We start from the raw sequence: 16,739 nt of genomic DNA, 5'->3' as shown, positions 1-16,739 counted from the left end.
GTCTTTATTTACCTATCTCGTTATTCGACACGATTCAACAAAAACCGGGAAGTGACAGGCACCCCTACAAAAAGGTATAATAGATAACAATATTCCATCAATAGAAAGGTTGTTTTCCAATGACAGATTCAAGTAATATAAAACTCACGTCACTCTCGTCCAAGGGTGGGTGTGGATGTAAAATAGGTCCTGCTGATTTGGCAGAAGTTTTACGGAATCTACCAGCAGCTACTCCCAATTCAAATTTACTAGTTGGTTTAGATACAAGTGATGATGCCGGAGTATATCGATTAAATGATGACATGGCACTCGTTCAGTCTGTAGATTTTTTTACACCAATTGTCGATGATCCTTATTCATTTGGACAAGTTGCTGCAGCAAATGCTATCAGTGATATTTATGCAATGGGCGGAAAACCGCTAACAGCCCTGAATATTGTCGCTTTCCCAATTTCAACATTGGACAAGCAAATCTTAACAGATATTTTACGAGGTGCAGGGGATAAATTGAGTGAAGCAGGGGTAACACTTGTTGGTGGACACTCGATTGATGATAATGAACCAAAATTTGGACTATCTGTAACAGGGATGGTGCATCCTGATAAGGTTCGTACAAATGCTGGAGCAAAACCAGGTGATAAGATTATTTTAACCAAGCCAATTGGTGTTGGAATTTTGACAACATCAATTAAAAGGGATTTATTAACGGAAGAAGAAATTACATGCGTTACAAATGTCATGTCAACGCTAAATAAAACAACTGCTGATGAAATGGAAAAATATCATGTTCATGCTTGTACTGATGTAACTGGTTTTGGCTTGCTAGGACATGCATCTGAAATGGCAAAAGGTAGTAATGCAAGTATACATATTTATAAAGAAAAAGTACCCGTATTACCCCGTGTCAGGGAACTAGCTGAAGCAGGTGCTATTCCTGGTGGAACGAAGAATAACTTTGCTCACCTCCAAGGAGATGTAACGTTCGATAATGCGATAGACCAGATTGATCAATATATTTTGTGTGACGCGGTTACATCTGGCGGGCTTTTAATTTCAATTGCAAATGAAGAGGCGGAAGATCTGCTATCTAACCTGCAAAAATTAGGTGTCGAAGCAGCAGTAATTGGTGAAGTAACCGAAGATAATCCAGGTCATATCAACGTATCGTAGCAGAAAGGGGTTGACATCGTGTTCAAGGATATCACTATAGATAAATTACGCTCGTTACAAGATACAGGTGAACTTACCGTAGTTGATGTACGTTCCCCTTCTGAATTTAAAAATGCCACCATCCCCGGTAGTATAAATATCCCGTTTTTTAGTGACGAGGAAAGAGCGGAAGTCGGGACCATTTATAAGCAAATCAGCAAGCAAGCTGCAAAAGACCGCGGACTTGAAATTATGTCAGCAAAACTACCTAACTTCGTGAATGAGTTTGCCAATTTAGAAGGAGAAAAGGCTGTCTTCTGCTGGCGAGGAGGTATGCGCAGCAGAACTTCTGCTACCGTGCTTGCGTTAATGGGAATAGAAGTTTATCGTTTAGTTGGAGGTTATCGTAGCTACCGCAATTGGGTAGTGGATACACTGAAAACTACTGAACTAAAACCAGACGCTTTTGTGTTAAACGGCTATACAGGATCAGGAAAAACAGCAATCCTGCACCGCCTTCGTGAAGAGAACTATCCGGTTCTAAACTTTGAAGGAATGGCCAATCATAGAGGATCGATTTTTGGTCAAATTGGGCTCGAACCTCATAATCAAAAAACGTTTGATGCATTGCTGATCGAAAACATACAGCGCCTGCAGCATTCACGATACGTGCTGATGGAAGGAGAAAGTCGGCGGATAGGAAAAGTAATCATTCCTGATTTTATTCTAGATAAAAAAGAAATTGGTACTCAACTATTCATTGATATACCAATTGAAGAAAGAGTTACTCAAATCCTGGATGAATACCAGCCCTGGAATCACGAACAAGCGTGTTTTGAAGCATTTAAACGAATTAAAAGAAGAATTCATACACCCATCTCCAATCATATTGATGCGGACTTGAAAACCGGAAACTATTCTTCTGCTGTAAGACTTTTGCTTGAACACTACTATGATCCGTTGTATGATCATTCCATCGAGCAAATTCCAGAAGATAAAAAAATCAACATTAAAGCGAATACTGTTGAAGAAGCAGTGGAATTGTTGCGAGATTATTTAGGTGAATGAAAACGGGGGGGAAAACGGGGGGACGGTTCTCCCGCTTCACGGAGTCATGTGTAGAAGTCATATCTATTCTTGTATTGCACAATTTGCAACAAAAAGCCGTATCCTTGTATACCCTTAAGGAGTCACATGGAAGAATTTCATATATAATATAGAAAATAACCAAAAAATACTTGACAACCTGATAATTAGATTTTATGCTACTTTACTCTAGTGCACGTTGTCGCAAATACGCAGTCACTACTCCCTTATCCTTTTCCTTAAATTTGCAATAATTTTCCGTAAAATTTCCAATTATAAGCTTTAGCTAAGTTTTCATTATAATAAGCGATCCATGCGCATCTTTTTTCTTCCAGTTGCTTAACGGAACGAAAACTGGAACGCTTATTCAATAAGCGGCGAGTCAAAACACTAAACCAGCACTCTATCTGATTGAGCCAGGACGTATGCTTCGGCGTATAAATAATTTGAATGCGATGGGAAGAATCAGAAAGAAAGGCAGCACGTGTTGTCATGTTTTTGAGAATACCTGATTTGTTCTTTTCACCAAGGGTTTCAGCATCGATTTCAAGCCCTTCTTGTTCGATCACAAAACGTACCAAGGATTCCCGACTTTTTGGTATTCAAATTGTCCGCAACAAAGCGATAACCTGCTTCAGGATCAAGGGCAATAACGTTACGTAAATGTCGTACAAAGTCCGTTTCTGTTCGAGTTGGTTGAACCAATGGCGCTACAATTTTTCCATCTGTAATTGAACGAGATGCGATCAATCCTGAAGTTCCGCGACGATGGTATTCCTGCTCTATTCGCTCTGGTTGTCCGGGTTTCGCCATTTCTTTTTCATGGCCGTGCTCAAGTGCCTGGATGCCTGTCTTTTCATCCGTTGAATAAACGTGGATACCCTGATCTTCCAATTGCTCAGCATTTTTATAGATGTCGCATACTTCTTCCACTTGTTGTTTAAATTGTTCCGGGTCATCGATCTTTGGAAATAACCAGCCTTTATATTGGTCGAGCACGTTGTCTGCAATAGATAATCAGTCGTTCTACATCCATCTAATTGGAATAATTAATTCCTATACGGACATATGGTCAGGTACGCAAGCGTTACCAATCGAACCAAATTAAATAGCGTCATTCAACTACTCTAATCCATCTTCTGGTATCATCCGATTATGGACAATGTACATAGTATTCTAAATTCCAGTCAAATTAATCATAGACTATATCAACCGACTCATTACTGGTTATCATATCCAGCATTTTAACTGCTTGTGTCATCACTTCTTTTCCAATTATTTCTACAGGATAATGGCAATTTTATACATCATTTATTTACCATCTCCGTTTAAAAAATCAAGTGCTGCTTTGCGATATATTTGAGTCGTTGTTCCGAGTTCGTCAATCGCTACATATTCATTTATTTGGTGTGGAATATCCCTATCTCCAGCACCGATTGTCACGATTGGAACACCATGAACGTGTAAGAATGTGCCATCGGTCGCACCTGGTACGCCGTTATATCGTGGTTCTTCGTTTAACACATCTTTTACAGCGTTATAAACAGACTGCACAACAGGATCACTTTTATCGGTTTCTGTCGCTGGGCGGTCTTCGATAATTTCATATTCTACTTTAAAATCTTTATCTTCCGCTTTTAAGTTTGTAAAAATTTGCTCGATTTTGTTGATTAAATCTTGGTGATTTTGATTGGGAACTGTTCTGATATCCAATGTCGTCATACAACGTTCTGGAATCACATTAATTTGTGCGTCCCCTTTTACTGGAGCTTGTAAAATAGTAGGTGTAATGCTTGGCCATTTTAAGTATTTGTGCTCCCCATGTGTTTCCTGTTCTTCTTGTTCTAACTGCTGAAGTGCCATAATAATTTTAGCCATCCGCCAATTTGGGTTTACACCACTCCAGGAAATAGCACCGTGCGCCATTTTCCCAACAACCGTAATTTTAATACGTAATGCCCCACGCTGTGCGATACAAATTTGGTTTTCTTCTGGTTCACAAATAATTGCCCCGTCGACATCATCTGCCCATCCTTGATTAATAAAGTGCTTGATCCCAAGCATCATGCTTTCTTCATCAACTGGGATGCAAAGAATGATTTTTCCAGTAAATGATTCCTTATCTTCTATAATAGATTGAGCAGCGGTAATCATACAGGCAAGATTTCCCTTTGTGTCATTTGTGCCACGGCCATACATTTTTCCTTCAATAATTTCTGCTCCAAATGGATCATGTTTCCAACTGGACGGATCCCCTTCTGTCACCACATCTGTGTGTCCTTCAAATAATAGAGTTTTACCTGGCTTACCAGAATCGATCACACCAATCACGTTTGGACGTCCGGGAGCCACTTCTTCCATGTGTACTTCGATTCCGATTTTTCGTAAATGATTTACGACAAAGTTAGCAACCTTTTCTTCGTTTGCTTCCGGGTCTTCTGGGCGAAATACACTTTTAATTCGAACTAATTGTTGTGTAAGAGAAACTACACGTTCATTATCTCTTTTGATTAGATCTGCTTTTGTTACATTCATGATTTAATACGCTCCTTATGCCTCTTGTTTGAGTGTTTGTTTTGGAAATTCATATGCCTCTTTTTTAAATAGAATACTGAAGACAACGAATGCTGCAAGCGATAAAAAAACAGGTACTGTTACTGTGTGAACGCCAAATAAATTACCGAAATCCTGATTATAGAAGTGAATGACAATATAGGATGCAATCCCTGTTATCATCGAAGCAATTGCCCCATGTTTATTGGCAAACTTCCAATATAAACCTAATACGATTGGCCAAATGAATGCGGCTTCAAGTCCACCAAATGCAAATAGATTTAAGAATATAAGTAAGTCAGGCGGATTAATCGCTAATAAAAAAGCGATAACACCGATAATCGCTGTAAATCCCATACTTACTTTTTTCACATGATTATAAGATGCTTTTGGCTTAATGTAGTTAATATACACATCTTTTACAACAGCAGAACTGACTAACAATAGCAACGAATCGACTGTTGACATCATTGCAGCAAGCGGTGCAGCAAGTACAATACCAGCTACCCAAGATGGTAATGTATCTAGTGCAATTAACGGGATAACCTGATCAGCTACTTCAATTCCAGGCAGTACTGGTCTTGCGAATACGCCAATTAAGTGCATGTTCAACATAATAAATCCAACAACAATCGTCCCGATGATGATTGCTTTATGCATCGATTTTGAATCACGATAGGACATCGCTCTCACGGCAACCTGTGGCAATGCTACAACACCAACCCCGACCAATATCCAGAAAGAGGACACGTATAAACCAGTCAGTTGACCGTCTTGTCCATAAGGTGTTACTAAGTTAGGATTCTCTCCAACTAAGTCAGCGAAGATATTCGATAACCCTCCACCTGCAATAATAACTGCTATCAAAAGGATCAACGTTCCGAAGAACATGACAACCCCTTGAATCGTATCGGTTATCGCAACCGCACGGAAACCACCAATAATGACATAAACTAAAACGGATATCGTGAAAATAAATAATGCGCCCGTGTACGATATGCCAATTAAAGTTTGAATTAAGTAAGCTCCACCTACCCACTGGGCAGCCATTGCCGAGAATAAAAATATGATAATACTACCAGATGATAGCAATACTACAAACTTACTCTTATATCTTTCTTTCAAAAAATCGATCAATGTAACTGCTTTATAGCGTCTCGTTACAATGGCGAATTTTTTGCCTAAAATAAGTAAGACAAAATATCCTGTAGCTACTTGTGTCATGGCCAAGAGTACCCAACCTAATCCAATGGAATACGCAGCACCCGGTCCACCTAAGAAACTTGATGCACTTCCATATGTAGCAACCATGGTCATAGCGAGCACCAGACCTCCAAATTCACGGCTTCCCAGAAAGTAATCACTAAGAAATGATTTAGATGAAGACAACTTCCGATTAGACCATATACCAACTGCAAACACGATCATTAAAAATAGGATTAACGGTATAATTACTCCCCAATTCATGCAGAATTCACCTCATCATCTTCTTTTTCTTGTGCTTCAAACGGAACTTCTACAAGTATAAATTTAACAACGATAAAGACTAATAAAACCATTACAAAAAATCCTATGATACAGCTATAAAAAAACCATGCAGGAAAACCAAATACATACTCATATTCCTCTGGCGGCTTTGAACCCATTCCATAAGCAAACCCGTACCACCAAATAATGTTAAAGACAGCCAACGCACAGCCAATCAGTGCTTCCCGGTGGGCAACATCAAAACGGGGATCATGTTTTATACGCTTCTCATGCATATAATTCTCTCCTTTCTCGTTTTAAGTTAGTACTTCTGTTAAAGATTCTTTTAAAACCTTTACAATATATGCTAAATCCTGATCGGTAATCGAGAGTGGTGGTGCTAATGTTAACACATTATCAAAACCTGCTGCGGTCACTCCATTTTTACCAATGATGACATTTCTGTTCTTACATGCTGCGATAACCTGATTTACTTTTTCAACGCCAATTGGTTCTTTATTCGTCTTGTCTTTCACGAGTTCAATCCCTATCATTAATCCTTTACCACGTACATTTCCAATGTGATTCATTGCTTCCAATTTTTTCAAATCGGTTAATAGACTTTTACCTAGAACGTTTGACTGTTCTATTAGATTTTCTTTTTCTAAAATTTCTATGTTTTTCAATGCCACTGCACAGGATACGGGATGTCCTCCAAACGTATTATTTTGCCTTAAGAAGTCAAATTCCCCATCTCCGTTAAACGTTTCGTAAATATCCCTTCGTACAGCAGTGGCTGATAACGGTAGATAGCCACCTGTTAACCCTTTTGCCATCGTAACAATATCAGGCTTCACACCGTAATGCTGATGGCCAAACTTCTCCCCCATTCTACCAAATCCGCAAACAACTTCATCTACTATTAATAGAGCATAATGATCCTCGCAAATTTCCTTCACCTTTGTCATATAATCATCAGGGGGAATTAAGATACCTCCCCCTGAAATAATCGGTTCCATAATAACTCCAGCAATTGATTCACTTGTTTCATACTTCATCATTAAATCAATTTCGTTTGCCCGGTCTACATGTAATTCATCCCGATAACTGTCTGGAGGATGTACATGTAAAAAACCAGGTGATAAAGGTTCATATAAATATTTCCGTTGATACTGACCAGTTGCTGCTAGAGCTGCAGACGTATTTCCATGATACCCTCTATATCTGGAAATAAATTTATATTTCCCTTTATTTCCTGTTTGCTGATGATACTGTCTAGCAATCTTAAATGCGGATTCATTTGCTTCTGATCCACTATTGGAAAAAAACACAACATAATCCCCGCCAAGCCAATCACTTATTTTTTCCGCTAACTCAATCGCTGGTTGATGTGAATGAGATAGCGGAAAATAACTGAGTTTCTTCATTTGATCAAAGGCAGTTTGTGCGAGTTCTTCTCTTCCATAACCAATATTTGCACACCAGAGACCAGACATCCCATCTAAAAAGGTTTCGCCTTGATCGTTGGTAACCCATGCACCGCTTGATGATTCTGCAATCATCGTTGCCTGTGGATTATACGGTTTCAGATGATGCCAAAGATACTTTTCATCTGTTTCACTATGATTTGGTACTACTCTTTCCATATACAACACTCGCTTTACTCTAGATTTTACTAAAAAGAACGAGACGTGACCATTTTTCTTCTAGTAAAGAAGTTAACTCCATCTTTTCCATTAACATGCAAATCACCGTAAAAGGAATTTTTCCAACCGGAGAATGGAAAAAATGCCATTGGTGCGGGTACATTTACATTGACACCAACCATTCCTGCATCGATATTTGCTTTAAACTCCCTCACTGCTTTGTTACTATCTGTATAAATAACGGCGCCATTAGCATAATCAGATTGATTGGTAAGCGCAATCGCCTCTTCTAACGTTTCGGTACGGATGACGCAGAGGACTGGCGCAAATATCTCATCTTTCCAAATCGACATTTCTGTATTTACATAATCAAAAATAGTGGCTCCGAGAAAATAACCATTATTATTGGTTGTATCTTTTCTTCCGTCACGTATCAATTTTGCTGATTCTTTTTCACCGAGATCAATATAATTTAACACTCTGTCTTTATGGTCTGCTCGAATTAACGGTCCAAGTGTGGTTTCTGCCTCCAGACCATTACCCATTTTTAACTGATCTGCTTTTTCTTTTAATTTTTCGACAAAGGTATCTCCAATATCACCAACCGTAACGACAACTGAACAAGCCATACAGCGCTCTCCAGCACTGCCAAACGCTGCATTAATAACACCATCAACTGACTTCTTCACATCACAATCAGGCATAACAATGGCATGATTTTTCGCACCAGATAACGCTTGTACCCGCTTTCCGTATTGTGCAGCTGTTTTATACACGTATTCCGCTACTGGTTGCGAACCAACAAACGATACAGCTTCTACTTCATCATGTTCCAGTAAACCATTCACCACCTCATGTGCACCGTTTACTAAATTTAACACACCTTTTGGCAAACCCGCTTCAACCATTAATTCTACTAATCTCGCTGCGAGAATTGGCGTTTTCTCAGAAGGCTTTAACACAAATGTATTACCACAAGCAATCGCAAGCGGGAACATCCAGAGCGGCACCATCATCGGAAAATTAAATGGTGTGATACCCGCTACAACTCCAACTGGATAGCGATACATTGTTGACTCGATACCTTGGGCAATGTCAGGACTGACTTCCCCCTTCATTAACTCAGGTGCACCAGCTGCAAATTCCACACATTCAATACCACGCTGCACTTCTCCACGAGCATCAGCAAATATCTTGCCGTTTTCCATCGTAATGATCATCGCTAAGTCATCAGCATTCTCCATTAAAAGTTGCTGGTATCTAAACATAACTCGTGCTCGCTTAGGAACCGGAGTATTACTCCAAGAATTGAATGTTTGTTTTGCCGATTTCACTGCTTGGTCTACATCACCTTTCGTTGAGACAGGAACGACCGTTAACGTCTCTCCACTTGCAGGATTAACTACATTTAGGAAATCCTCTCCTCTTGATTCAACCCATTCACCATTTATATAGTTATTTATTTTTTCTGAAATATTAAAAGACATATATTATCTCTCCTTCATTTGTTATAATCCATTATATAGGCAGAATAATTGAAATGCATTAGACAATACGTAAAATATATAAGCGCTTTCAATTAACATAATGACCAATTAAATCAAAAATAGGGTGACACTATGATGAGCATAACCATACAGGAAACAGTGAAACGACCATTTTTTTCCAATATAACAATCCTTTCAGGAAGCAACTTTCTATCAAGATCCTTCAAATGGGTGCACGTTATTGAGAAAGCGGACTGCAGACATTTAATTAACGGAGGTGAATTGATTCTCTCAACGGGAATCGAATGGAATAAAGACGAAGAAACATCCCTTTATTTCCTACATCAAATCATAGAAAAAAACGTGGCAGCACTATGCATCGATTTCGATCAAAAATCAAATCCATTATCTCCAACATTTATCAATACAGCTGATTCATATAACCTACCCATCATTCTATTTAACGAAGAGGTGAAATTCATTGATATAACAATGGATCTTCACAAATATTTGCTCGGCTCCGAGGACTCCATCTGGGACGAATTGGACAATCTGTTTAATAATCTGAATACCGCGCTGAATGAAAATAAGGAAGTAGATAGCTTTTTAAAAATACTTAGTGATGCAATTAACTTGAAAATCATGTTCTATCACACCGATAAGCCGTTTTCGAGTTCATCCGACCAGATAAAAATAAAAGATAAAGGTCAGAAAGATTGTGGATCCCTCGATTGGATGAAACTATCCGTTTTCGTATTAAATAACGAAATAGGCTACCTGTATTGCAACAAAAAGGAACACCTTCTATCGAAATTTGAAAAGTTAGCCATTGAACGCTGCGCCAACTTTATCAGTCAATCATTACTCTTAAAATATCAACACATCGAACGACAGCAAATAGAGAAAAATGACTGGATTTATTCTATTATAAGCGAAGATGCAGATCATCAGAGTGTCATCAACCAGATGAAATTTCTCGATAACTCCATCAAGCAAAATGAAATCAGTATTGCTCTGATCCCGTTCACCAGCCAAAATAGCGACACCAATCGATCATTAAGTTACATTATGCTATTAATTCGAGACACCTTTAGAAGTAATGGGTTTCATCTATATGCCACAACTGACTTTAAGAACAACTACTTTATCTTCGTATTGATTAATCAGATGGGGAGTAAGGATCTATTCGAACGATTTAACAACGCTGTAAACCAAATTAAAAAGCAAAACAAAACTGACATCCAAAAATATAACATCAACTACATGACCGCAGGAATTTTTGTAACTGATTACAGCATGCTAACTTATAGCCATAAGACTGCAGTGAAAACTTATCGCTTACAAAAAAATAAGGACAAAGGCATCATAACACTATATCAAAATTTAAATGTAAGCAGGCTATTAAGTAATTTAGCAAACAATCAGGAAACGCAAGACATCATACAAGACTATCTCGGACCAATCATAGAATTCGACAAACACAACAGTTCCAATCTACTGTACACTTTGCACATCTACTTGAAGAATCAATGCTCCAAAAAACAAACAGCAGAGGAACTTTTTATCGTACGGCAAACACTCTATCACCGCCTAGAGAAGATTGCCTCATTAGTCCACTACGATATTGAATTGGCGCAAAACCGCTTTATGTACGAATTTGCTATTTATGCTTATGAAGATGGGATTTAAAGAAATCGAATAGAAGGGTGACTAATCTCGACATCACACTACTTATCTAGACGGATAACAGAAGGACATATATGAATCGTTACTCTTATATTTCTTTTAGAGATAACGTTCACCATAAACTGCTACAAGACTAACTAAACCATCTTCTAAGATAAACTTAACTACTCACGTATACTATAAAAACCATCACAAATAAGAGAACTTTGTCCGACATTGTCCCTTTAATGTGATGGCTTTATTAGACTGCTGAGTAACTACAACAACTGTAAAATTATAGTCTAATACGTTAAATCACGCTAGTTATACCTAACTGCTACATTCTTCACAACCGTATAATTATAAAGTGCAATCCAGCCTTTCTCCCGACCAAATCCACTTTTCTTATATCCGCCAAATGGCATCTGAACGCCACCGCCAGCACCATAATTATTTATAAAAATCTGACCTGAATCAATTCGGCTAGCAAGGTAATGGGCACGGCTAATATCCTTTGTCCAAATTCCAGTGACCAAACCATAGTCTGTACTATTCGCAAGCTCCAAAGCTTCAGCCGTATCGTTAAAAGTAAACAGAGTTAATACTGGACCAAATATTTCTTCTTGTGCGATCTTACTATCCGGGCTAACCCCATCAACAATGGTTGGTTCCAAATAAAATCCACCGTTATACCCATCAACTTTAATTCGTTTTCCGCCAACCACGATTTTAGCCTCAATTTTAGCTAATTCAATAAATTCCATCACTCGATTAAATTGCTTTTCATTCAAAATTGGGCCAACATCTTTGTCTTCGATTCCAGCACCGACCTTTAATCCCTTAAATCGCTCAACGACTTTATCTAAAAACTCATCCTTAAAGTCCTTCTCAACTAACAAGCGAGAGCCTGCAGAACAGGTCTGCCCAGAATTTTGAATAATCGCTCGAACAACTCCATCAACGGCTTTATCCACATCGCAATCTGCAAACACTATATTCGGTGACTTCCCACCAAGCTCCAATGTTACAGGAACAACATTTGCAGTTGCTGCTTGACCGACAATAATTCCTGTCTCAACCGAACCTGTAAATGTCACATGATTGACGAAAGGATGACTAGATAAAGCCGCACCAGCCTCATAGCCATATCCTGTTACATGGTTAAAAACACCCTTAGGTAAATCCAATTCATCAAAAAATTGAGTCAGCCTCATTGCTGTCATTGGCGTATCTTCAGCACTTTTCACAACAACCGTATTACCCGTTGCAATGGCTGCTGCTACACTTCGCGATATAATCTGGATTGGATAATTCCATGGGATAATATGTGCGGTTACTCCGACAGGTTCACGAACGACATAATCAATCAAACCGTCCTCAATTGGAATCGTATCTCCCATAACCTTATCAGCTGCTCCACCATAAAATCGGAAGTAGCGAATAGCCGCATCAATGTCGGCATAGCTTTGTGACAATGGTTTTCCAACATCTATCGTTTCCAATCTTGCCAGTTCATCCCTATTATGTTTTAACTTATCGGCAATTTTAAACAGGATATCACCTCGTTCATATGGTTTGACACTACGCCAAGCTTCATCCCTAAACGCCCTATACGCTGCCTGAACCGCTGCATTTACTTCTACATTCGTTCCACGAGGAATCGTAGCGATAACTTCTCCACTTGATGGGTTTTTTACATCAATTACCTCGCCAGTCGAACTATCAACCCATTTTCCATTAACATATATCTTTAATGTCTCCACAAAATCCCTCCTTCAAAATTTTGAAAAAATTCGAGAGGTAAGTCACCGCCCAAGATCAAATTCGGGAAATAACTGGAGTTCTTAACAACGCCAGTCGAGTTATCCGATTTCTAACCTCAAACATATTACTTTCGTCAAATACTCCTTCCACCATCAACATGCAACACAGCACCAGTAATTATACCTGCTTCATCAGAAAGCAAAAACTTAATTGAACTAGCAATATCTGACGGTTGTATCAATCTGCCTAAAGGAACACTACTTTCGAAAATTGCCTTCTTCCCATCATCTACATCCATTCCTTCTTTTAAAAATTGTCCAAGCATATTCGTATCTGCAGGACCTGGGTGCAGTACATTTACATTAATATGTTCTGGTGCAAGTTCCAATGCCAAAGCTTTTGTAAAAGACTCCACAGCACCTTTGGAGGCAACATAAACTTGCAGACCTGGTCGTGGTCTTGTTGTTGAAACCGAACCGATATTCACAATTTTCCCTTGCTTCTGTTTCTTCATATAAATAGAAGCTTCGCGACAAGTTAAAAACATCATGGTCAAATTAATATCTATTATTTTATGGAACTCACTTAAAGAGACTTCATTAATTGGTGTCGCACTTTGGGCAATCCCAGCAATATTTGCAAGACCATCAATTCCGCCAAAATATTCGGCAGTTTTCTTAAAAATCTCCTTAACCGTATTTTCTTTTAATAAATCACCTTTAATTGCCAGAAAATTTTGCAGTTCTTCAAACTCCTTCAACTTATCAATATTTAAGTCACATCCAACAACATTAGCACCCTCTTGCAATAGTAATTCTACCGTGGCTTTCCCCATGCCACCACCGGCTCCGGTTATCACAATTGTTTTCCCTTTTAATGTCATCTTAACCACTCCATTCTTATCATTTTTCCTTTTAGGATTTGTTTTTCACAAAAATGTGACAAGGTTCCTGTTCCCCTCCCACTAATTCAATATTTTCTCCACAATAGCATCTCCCATCTCCGAAGTCGTCGCTGTACCTCCAACATCCGGCGTTAACACTTTCTTCTCCACTAATACTTCTTCAATCGCTGCAAGGATTTTATCATGTAAATCGGCTCGTTCGAAATGTTCTAGCATGAGTGCGGCTGACCAAACTTGTGCAATCGGATTGGCAATTCCTTTCCCTGCGATATCTGGTGCAGATCCATGAACCGCTTCAAACATCGATGGGAATTCACCACTTGGATTAATGTTACCAGATGGAGCAAGTCCCAGTCCCCCAACAATGGCCGAACCTAAATCTGATAAAATATCACCGAACAGATTTGATGCCAAAACCACTTGAAAATTCTCTGGACGCTGTACGAAATACGCTGCTAACGCATCAATATAATACCGTTCGTATTCTATGTCCGTATTCTTTGCAACAACTTCCTCGACAATCTGATCCCAAAATTTCATCGTATGAATAATTGCATTGGATTTCGTTGCATTGGTTACCTTATTCAAACCATGATCACGTGCATACTGATAGGCAAATTCCGTTATCTGGTTCACACCTTGACGTGTCATAATTGTATTTTGCACAGCCATTTCCCGTAGCTCTCCCTGAAACATCATTCCACCAATATTGGAATATTCTCCCTCACCATTTTCCCGAACAATCACAAAATCAATTGGTTTATCCTTTTTCAATGGACTTTCTAATCCTTTCAAAAGCTTCACAGGACGGAAATTCACAAACTGCTGGAATTTTTTCCGAATTGGCATGATTAAATCCCAAATTGAAATTTGTTCTGGAACACGTGAATCGCCAATCGCTCCAAATAAAATCGCATCAAATTTCTTTAACTGTTCTAACCCATCCTCTGGCATCATGCAGCCTTTATCTAAATAATGTTGACTACTCCAATTGAATTCTTGCGTTTCATACGTAAATGAAGTGTCTATCTTAGCTAAAGCCTCCAACACTTTTACAGCTTCCTTCGTCACTTCTGGTCCAATGCCATCCCCTGGTAGCACGGCAATTTTAAAGTTTTCCAATTTACACACCCCTCTTTTATTCTATTCAGTGGAATTAGGTTCAAGTTTGTTGTCATAGTACAAGGCTCAGAGAGCTGAGACAACGTGTCTGCCTCCACTGTCCGTCCCCATTCTATTCAACTAAAAACAGACTTAGGCTTGGTAAGAATGAAATGATAATAACGCAAATAATCATCACTAATATAAATGGTATGATCGCCCTAATTAAACTTTCTATCTTCGTCCCTGATATATTGGATGCCACAAACAAGTTGACCCCTACTGGAGGTGTAATGAATCCAATAGCAAGGTTAACGATCATTATAATTCCAAAATGAACCAAATCAATTCCAAGTGCACTGGCAATTGGTGCGAGAATTGGTGTCAAAATAATAATTGCTGCTGATGTTTCTAAAAATGTTCCAACAAATAATAATAAAACATTAATAATCAATAATGCGATAATCCAGTTATCCGTAATCCCAAGCATGAATTCCGCAAGTTCTCTCGGGATCCTTTCCCTTGTCAGGTAATAACCCAATACGGACGCACCCGCAATTATAAATAAAATAACCGCACTAACAACTACAGATTCTGTAAATACTTTTGATAAATCAGATAGCTTTATTTCACGGTAAATGAACATGCCAACAATCAATCCGTAAACCACCGCAACAACTGCAGCTTCGGTTGGGGTGAAAATTCCTCCATAAATACCACCTAAAATAATCACCGGCATTAAGATTGCTAAAACGGCATCGCCAAAAGCTTTCATGGATTCTTTAAATGTGAAGGATTCTCCACCACCATAGCCTTTTTTAACCGAAATAAAATAGACTAATAACATTAATACTCCAACGACTAAAACACCTGGCATAATTCCTGCGATAAATAAATCACCTATTGATACTCCTGCTGTAACACCATATAATACGAGCGGAACACTTGGGGGAATCATGATACCAATCGTTCCACCTGTTGCTTGAATGGCTGTTGAAAAACTCTGTTCATATCCTTTTTTCACCATGGCAGGAATAAGAATGGAACCAACCGCTGCCGTTGTTGCCGCTGCAGATCCGGAGATTGCTGCAAAAAACGCACAAGCTGCAATGGAAACAATGGCTAATCCACCCCTCATTCGTCCAAAAATAACATTCGCAAAATGGATGAGTCGTTGTGAAATCCCTCCGGTTTCCATTAATTTTCCAGCTAGTATGAAAAATGGGATAGCAAGTAGTGGAAAAGAGTCAACGGAGTTAATCATCCGCTGCATAATTACAATTAGTGACACATCCCCTTGAATCATGAAGACAATAGATGCCGCCATAGCAAGTGCAATAGCAATCGGAACATTGATTAAAAAAAGTACTGCCAAGAGACTAAACAGTAGGATTGTCATGCTGTCTATCCTCCTTTTTCAAATCCGTTATCAATACAGAAATTAGATTCATTCCAAGAAAAAATCCACTTATTGGAATAACCAAATAAACATACCCCATTGGAATTTGTAGAGCTGATGATGTTTGCTCCATTGCACTCATCGCCAAGCTAAAACCTTGATAAATCATTAATATAAAAAATATCATACTTACCAATCCTGCAATAATCGACAATATTTTTTGCCCTACCGCAGGAAATAAATTTGTAAAAAACTCCACACCTATATGTTGTTTTAATGCCATAGCATAGGCTGCGCCAAAAAAGGTAAGCCAAATCAAACAATAACGTGCCAATTCCTCAGTCCATGCAAGTGGATTATTTAAAACGAACCTGAAAATAACTTGAAGAAATACAGAAATAACTAAAATGGCCATAAGAATATTTAACAAATGCTTCATTCCGATATTTATGTACTGGATAATACGCTGCAATGGACCTCCTCCTTATTAAGGTAAATAGGGAGAAAACTAGTTTCTCC

At 38.7% G+C, this 16,739-nt stretch carries 15 protein-coding genes; 3 read left to right on the top strand and 12 right to left on the bottom strand.

The window, feature by feature from the left end; translation table 11 throughout:
• Nucleotides 1-119 precede the first annotated feature (119 nt).
• Together selD and mnmH are read left to right on the top strand one after the other, a co-directional pair.
• Nucleotides 120-1,169, top strand: coding sequence for a selenide, water dikinase SelD (gene selD / locus AC6HVZ_RS06920; RefSeq protein ID WP_497557422.1), 1,050 nt, complete (start codon nt 120-122; stop codon nt 1,167-1,169).
• A gap of 18 nt (nt 1,170-1,187) precedes the next feature.
• A complete protein-coding gene (gene mnmH / locus AC6HVZ_RS06915) occupies nt 1,188-2,216 on the top strand; it encodes a tRNA 2-selenouridine(34) synthase MnmH (RefSeq protein ID WP_497557421.1) in 1,029 nt (342 codons plus the stop codon).
• A 257-nt stretch (nt 2,217-2,473) separates the two neighbouring features.
• Here the strand turns inward: mnmH and AC6HVZ_RS06910 are convergent, their stop codons facing one another.
• From AC6HVZ_RS06910 to AC6HVZ_RS06880, 7 genes are all read right to left on the bottom strand, one after another.
• Nucleotides 2,474-2,803: a transposase gene (locus AC6HVZ_RS06910; protein WP_497557420.1), complete on the bottom strand. Its 330-nt coding sequence runs from the start codon at nt 2,801-2,803 to the stop codon at nt 2,474-2,476.
• Nucleotides 2,781-3,233 (bottom strand): transposase, encoded by a 453-nt coding sequence (locus AC6HVZ_RS06905; protein WP_497557419.1) that lies wholly within the window; start codon nt 3,231-3,233, stop codon nt 2,781-2,783. Before AC6HVZ_RS06905 ends, AC6HVZ_RS06910 begins: the two co-directional genes overlap by 23 nt.
• Before the next feature lie 312 nt (nt 3,234-3,545).
• Complete coding sequence (locus AC6HVZ_RS06900) at nt 3,546-4,769, bottom strand: M20 family metallopeptidase (RefSeq protein ID WP_497557418.1); 1,224 nt, start codon at nt 4,767-4,769, stop codon at nt 3,546-3,548.
• A gap of 15 nt (nt 4,770-4,784) precedes the next feature.
• Nucleotides 4,785-6,254 carry a sodium/pantothenate symporter gene (gene panF, locus AC6HVZ_RS06895; RefSeq protein WP_497557417.1) on the bottom strand — a complete coding sequence of 490 codons (1,470 nt, stop codon included), beginning with the start codon at nt 6,252-6,254 and terminating at the stop codon, nt 4,785-4,787.
• Entirely contained in the window at nt 6,251-6,550 is a 300-nt protein-coding gene (locus AC6HVZ_RS06890) for a YhdT family protein (protein WP_497557416.1), read from the bottom strand. Before AC6HVZ_RS06890 ends, panF begins: the two co-directional genes overlap by 4 nt.
• 21 nt (nt 6,551-6,571) lie before the next feature.
• Nucleotides 6,572-7,900: an aspartate aminotransferase family protein gene (locus AC6HVZ_RS06885; RefSeq protein ID WP_497557415.1), complete on the bottom strand. Its 1,329-nt coding sequence runs from the start codon at nt 7,898-7,900 to the stop codon at nt 6,572-6,574.
• Nucleotides 7,901-7,929: 29 nt separating this feature from the next.
• A complete protein-coding gene (locus AC6HVZ_RS06880) occupies nt 7,930-9,387 on the bottom strand; it encodes a CoA-acylating methylmalonate-semialdehyde dehydrogenase (RefSeq protein WP_497557414.1) in 1,458 nt (485 codons plus the stop codon).
• 135 nt (nt 9,388-9,522) lie between these two features.
• Here AC6HVZ_RS06880 and AC6HVZ_RS06875 point away from each other — a divergent pair, with 135 nt between their 5' ends.
• Nucleotides 9,523-11,076, top strand: coding sequence for a PucR family transcriptional regulator (locus AC6HVZ_RS06875; protein WP_497557413.1), 1,554 nt, complete (start codon nt 9,523-9,525; stop codon nt 11,074-11,076).
• Between the two features lie 296 nt (nt 11,077-11,372).
• Here AC6HVZ_RS06875 and AC6HVZ_RS06870 read toward each other — a convergent pair whose 3' ends face one another.
• The 5 genes from AC6HVZ_RS06870 to AC6HVZ_RS06850 form a co-directional block, all read right to left on the bottom strand.
• A complete protein-coding gene (locus AC6HVZ_RS06870) occupies nt 11,373-12,815 on the bottom strand; it encodes an aldehyde dehydrogenase family protein (RefSeq protein WP_497557412.1) in 1,443 nt (480 codons plus the stop codon).
• Nucleotides 12,816-12,949: 134 nt separating this feature from the next.
• Nucleotides 12,950-13,699 (bottom strand): SDR family NAD(P)-dependent oxidoreductase, encoded by a 750-nt coding sequence (locus tag AC6HVZ_RS06865; protein ID WP_497557516.1) that lies wholly within the window; start codon nt 13,697-13,699, stop codon nt 12,950-12,952.
• An 81-nt stretch (nt 13,700-13,780) separates the two neighbouring features.
• On the bottom strand, nt 13,781-14,842 hold the full coding sequence (locus tag AC6HVZ_RS06860; protein WP_497557411.1) for a tartrate dehydrogenase: 1,062 nt from the start codon (nt 14,840-14,842) through the stop codon (nt 13,781-13,783).
• Between the two features lie 112 nt (nt 14,843-14,954).
• Nucleotides 14,955-16,220 (bottom strand): TRAP transporter large permease, encoded by a 1,266-nt coding sequence (locus tag AC6HVZ_RS06855; RefSeq protein WP_497557410.1) that lies wholly within the window; start codon nt 16,218-16,220, stop codon nt 14,955-14,957.
• Nucleotides 16,201-16,692 carry a TRAP transporter small permease gene (locus AC6HVZ_RS06850; RefSeq protein WP_497557409.1) on the bottom strand — a complete coding sequence of 164 codons (492 nt, stop codon included), beginning with the start codon at nt 16,690-16,692 and terminating at the stop codon, nt 16,201-16,203. The genes AC6HVZ_RS06855 and AC6HVZ_RS06850 overlap by 20 nt, the downstream gene beginning before the upstream one ends.
• Between the last annotated feature and the right edge of the window lie 47 nt (nt 16,693-16,739).

The sequence above is a fragment of the Oceanobacillus sp. NCCP-135 genome (assembly GCF_059698015.1).
Note: the sequence above shows the minus strand (reverse complement) of the source record. Positions and strands in the feature narration are given on the sequence as shown.